Source organism: Gemmobacter lanyuensis, from assembly GCF_014652355.1.
In the GTDB taxonomy this organism is placed as follows: domain Bacteria; phylum Pseudomonadota; class Alphaproteobacteria; order Rhodobacterales; family Rhodobacteraceae; genus Gemmobacter; species Gemmobacter lanyuensis.
On record NZ_BMYQ01000034.1, the window covers coordinates 1 to 4,035 of the forward strand.

Annotated in this window: 4 protein-coding genes; 1 reads left to right on the forward strand and 3 read right to left on the reverse strand. The window is 56.3% G+C overall.

Features of this window, described 5'->3' with window-relative positions; translation table 11 throughout:
* Positions 1-188: hypothetical protein (locus tag IE101_RS19925; RefSeq protein WP_229804334.1), on the forward strand; the 188-nt coding region annotated here is incomplete at its 5' end.
* On the opposite strand, the gene IE101_RS19555 is transcribed toward IE101_RS19925, so the two are convergent.
* From IE101_RS19555 to gmd, 3 genes are all read right to left on the reverse strand, one after another.
* Entirely contained in the window at positions 170-1,606 is a 1,437-nt protein-coding gene (locus IE101_RS19555) for a mannose-1-phosphate guanylyltransferase/mannose-6-phosphate isomerase (protein WP_373296140.1), read from the reverse strand. The genes IE101_RS19925 and IE101_RS19555 overlap by 19 nt on opposite strands.
* 21 nt (positions 1,607-1,627) lie before the next feature.
* The gene (gene fcl, locus IE101_RS19560) at positions 1,628-2,596 is read right to left on the reverse strand and encodes a GDP-L-fucose synthase (protein WP_189635510.1); all 969 of its coding nucleotides are present in this window, start codon (positions 2,594-2,596) and stop codon (positions 1,628-1,630) included.
* Between the two features lie 178 nt (positions 2,597-2,774).
* The gene (gene gmd, locus IE101_RS19565) at positions 2,775-3,896 is read right to left on the reverse strand and encodes a GDP-mannose 4,6-dehydratase (protein ID WP_189635511.1); all 1,122 of its coding nucleotides are present in this window, start codon (positions 3,894-3,896) and stop codon (positions 2,775-2,777) included.
* Between the last annotated feature and the right edge of the window lie 139 nt (positions 3,897-4,035).

Genomic DNA, 4,035 nt, shown 5'->3' on the forward strand with positions numbered 1-4,035 from the left:
GCTTCATAGGCAGAACCGAAATTGCAGGGTTTCGGCCAAAATCATACAAAACCCTGCAAGCCATAGCCAGAAAAACCACCCTGTTTCATCGCGAAATCAATGACATGAGTGTTGTTCAGGGCGAACTACCAAGGACGAAAAGAGTGGGGCAAACTCTCGAAATGGCTTGTCAGCCCTTGGCACCCTGACCACGGGCGTAGACATCTTCGTAGCGGATGATGTCATCTTCGCCCAGATAACTGCCGGTTTGAACCTCGATCAGCACCATCGGCACCTTGCCGGGGTTTTCCATGCGGTGCACTGCCCCCAGAGGGATGTAGACGGATTGGTTTTCCGTCAGCAGCTTCACCTCATTGTCAACCGTGACCCGCGCGGTGCCTTCGACCACGATCCAGTGTTCGGAACGGTGGTGGTGCGATTGCAGGCTGAGCGCTGCCCCCGGTTTCACCACGATGCGCTTGACCTGAAAGCGCGACCCGATGACGAGGCTTTCAAACATGCCCCAAGGTCGGTGATCGGTGGGGAAGGTGGTGGCCTGCGCGCGGCCCTTGGCCTGAAGGGCGGCAACGGCCTCTTTCACGCGCTGGCTTTGCGATTTGTGCGCGACAAGCACGGCATCGGTAGTGGCGATGGCCACGATATCCTTGAGCCCGATGCCCACCAGTTCCACGCGCGGCGATTCTGACCGCAGCAGGGTGTCTTCGCAGCCGATGGCGGTGGCATTGTCAGAGGCGACATTGCCCGCTGCATCCGGCCCGGCCTCTTGCCAGACCGCATCCCATCCGCCCAGATCAGACCACCCGGCCGAGAAGGGCATCACGGCAAGGTTCGATGCCTTTTCCATGATGGCGTAATCAATCGAGATGTCGGGCACATTGGCCCATGCCGTTGCATCAAGGCGGCTGAACGACAGGTCGGGCTGAGCCCTTGACACGGCGGCGCCGACATGTTCGAGTACGTCGGGCGCATGCTGGCTGAAGGCTTTGACCAGTGTGTCGGCGGTGAACAGGAAGATGCCTGCGTTCCACAGGAAATTGCCTGCGGTGAGCATCTGTTCGGCATGTTTGGCCTTGGGCTTTTCGACAAAGCGGGCGAGGGCTTGCGGAGTTTGCGCGCTGGCGTCGGCCCCCGGTGCCAGTTCCAGATAGCCATAGCCGGTTTCGGCGCGTGTGGGGGTGATACCGAAGGTCACGATATCGCCGGCGAGCGCGCGCGGGGCGGCGGCCTGCACGGCGGCGCGGAATGCGGCGGCATCGGGCACCACATGGTCGGACGGGGCGACCAGCATCAGGGCATCGGGCTGGGTGACGCGCAGGTGCAGCGCGGCGGCCAGCACGGCAGGGGCGGTGTTGCGCCCTTCGGGTTCGATCAGGATGGCCAGCGGGCTGGTTTCGATGGCGGCCAGCTGTTCGACGACGATGAAGCGGAAATCGTTACCGGTGATGACGAGGGGTTCTTTGAACCCCGCCCCGATCAGACGGCCCACCGCGCCCTGAAACAGGCTTTCATTGCCGGTCAGGCGGGAAAACTGCTTTGGAAAGGATTTTCGGGACAAGGGCCAAAGCCGGGTGCCCGACCCGCCACACAAAAGGACTGGGTGGATGATGAATGTCATAAAATAGGCCTGTCAGTTGCGAAAGGTCGTCTGGTTGGCAAGGAACCATCGATAGGTTTCGGAAAGTCCCGTCTCAAGTGTGATCCGCGCCTGCCAGCCCATCCGGGCCAAACGGCTTACGTCCATCAGCTTGCGCATGGTGCCATCGGGCTTAGTTGGGTCTGTGGCGATCCGGCCCTTAAAGCCAGTGATCTGGGCTACCATCTGAGCAAGTTGAAGAATTGATACATCGGTGCCAGAGCCTACGTTGATGTGGCTGAGCATGGGTTGGGTGTTAGCCTCATATGCGGCCTTGGGCAGATCTAGCACGAAAAGCGAAGCTTCAGCCATGTCGTCCACATGCAGAAATTCCCGCATCGGAGCGCCCGAACCCCAGATGGTGACCTCTTCCGCGCCGCTTTGCGCCGCTTCGTGGAAGCGCCGAATCAGGGCGGGTAGCACATGAGAGTTCTGCGGGTGAAAGTTGTCGCCTGGACCATAAAGATTGGTCGGCATGACCGAGCGGTAATCCACTCCATGCTGGCGGTTGTAACTTTCGCATAGCTTAATGCCCGCGATCTTGGCGATGGCATAAGGCTCATTGGTCGGCTCCAACTTGCCGGTTAGCAGCGCATCTTCGCACATCGGCTGCGGCACCTCTTTCGGATAGATGCAGGAGGATCCAAGCTGCAAAAGGCGCGTGACCCCGGCGGCGAATGACTGATGAATGACGTTGCATTCAATCATTAGGTTTTCGTAGATGAAATCAGCGGGGTAGCTGTTATTTGCATGAATGCCACCCACCTTGGCCGCGGCGAGGATGACCACATCGGGGCGTTCTGATTGCATGAACGACCGCACCGAGTGCTGGTTGGTCAGGTCGAGTTCGGCATGAGCCCGAGTCAGCAGGGTAAGATCTTCTCCCGCGGCTTTGCGGGTCTCCAACTGGCGTACAATCGCGCCGCCGACCATGCCTCGATGGCCTGCGATGTAGATTTTCATGCGTCCTCACTATATGAATAAAATTTCAATTTCCGCACAGGGTCGCGTCAAACGAGACAATTTTTATGGAAACATTTTCAACGACGCCATGAGATCGGATCTCCCAGCTCAGTCCTACTTGCATCGATCTCCGCATGTGGCTGCTTTTATTGGTTTTCATCTGACAGAGCAGAACGCCCTAACCCTCAATGCTGACCGGCATCGCGTGTCCATGATCCTTCAATAGAGCGTAACGCTGTGCCGACCGCAGATCGGCAGCGACCATTTCGGCACACATTTCTTGGGCCGTGATTTCGGGTACCCAGCCAAGCTTGACCTTAGCCTTTGTCGGGTCTCCCAACAGGGTCTCCACTTCGGCGGGGCGGAAATAACGCGGGTCAATCCGCACCAGCACATCGCCAACCTTGACGCCGGGTGCGTTGTCACCTGTAACACACGCGACTGTCGCAATTTCATCGACACCATTCCCGCTGAATTCCAGCGAGATTCCAAGTTCTGCGGCCGACCATGTGATGAATTCACGCACAGAATACTGCACACCTGTCGCTATTACGAAATCTTCGGCGTCGTCCTGTTGTAGCATCATCCACTGCATGCGCACATAATCTTTGGCATGTCCCCAATCGCGCAACGCATCAATGTTGCCCATGTAAAGACATTTTTCCAACCCTTGCGCGATATTGGCAAGGCCACGGGTGATTTTGCGCGTGACAAATGTCTCACCCCTGCGCGGGCTTTCGTGATTGAACAAAATACCGTTGCACGCATACATGCCATAGGCTTCACGGTAATTTACTGTTATCCAATAAGCATACATCTTGGCGACGGCGTAGGGAGAGCGTGGGTGAAAGGGTGTTGTTTCACGCTGCGGAATTTCTTGCACAAGACCGTAGAGTTCTGAGGTGGAAGCCTGATAAAAGCGCGCTTTCTTCTCTAAGCCCAGAAAACGGATTGCCTCCAAAAGCCGCAAAGTGCCCATTCCATCTACATCGGCGGTGTATTCGGGAGCCTCAAAACTGACGGCAACGTGACTTTGTGCGCCGAGGTTGTAAACCTCATCAGGCTGCACTTCTTGCAATATCCGAGTTAGGTTGGAACTGTCTGTCAAATCGCCATAATGCAGACGAAACCTTGCGTTGTCGATGTGCGGATCCTGATAAATATGGTCCACACGCTGTGTATTAAATAATGACGCACGGCGCTTTATGCCGTGAACTTCATAACCCTTATCCAAAAGAAATTCTGCAAGATAAGAACCGTCTTGTCCAGTAACACCCGTAATTAAAGCCGTTTTTGTCATGTCTGAATCCTAAATGGTGCCGACTACTTGCAACTCCGCATCGCCTTCTTACCTCGACCAGTGCAAAATGGGAATACTAATTAGTTCGCCCTGAACAAAGCCTTCACACCGGTTCTGCGGGCACATAGCGTTGGTGCTG

Bases quoted from the DNA above. Each gene is read 5' to 3' on its own strand.
- fcl (WP_189635510.1), bottom strand. From the start codon at position 2,596: ATGAAAATCTACATCGCAGGCCATCGAGGCATGGTCGGCGGCGCGATT.
- gmd (WP_189635511.1), bottom strand. From the start codon at position 3,896: ATGACAAAAACGGCTTTAATTACGGGTGTTACTGGACAAGACGGTTCT.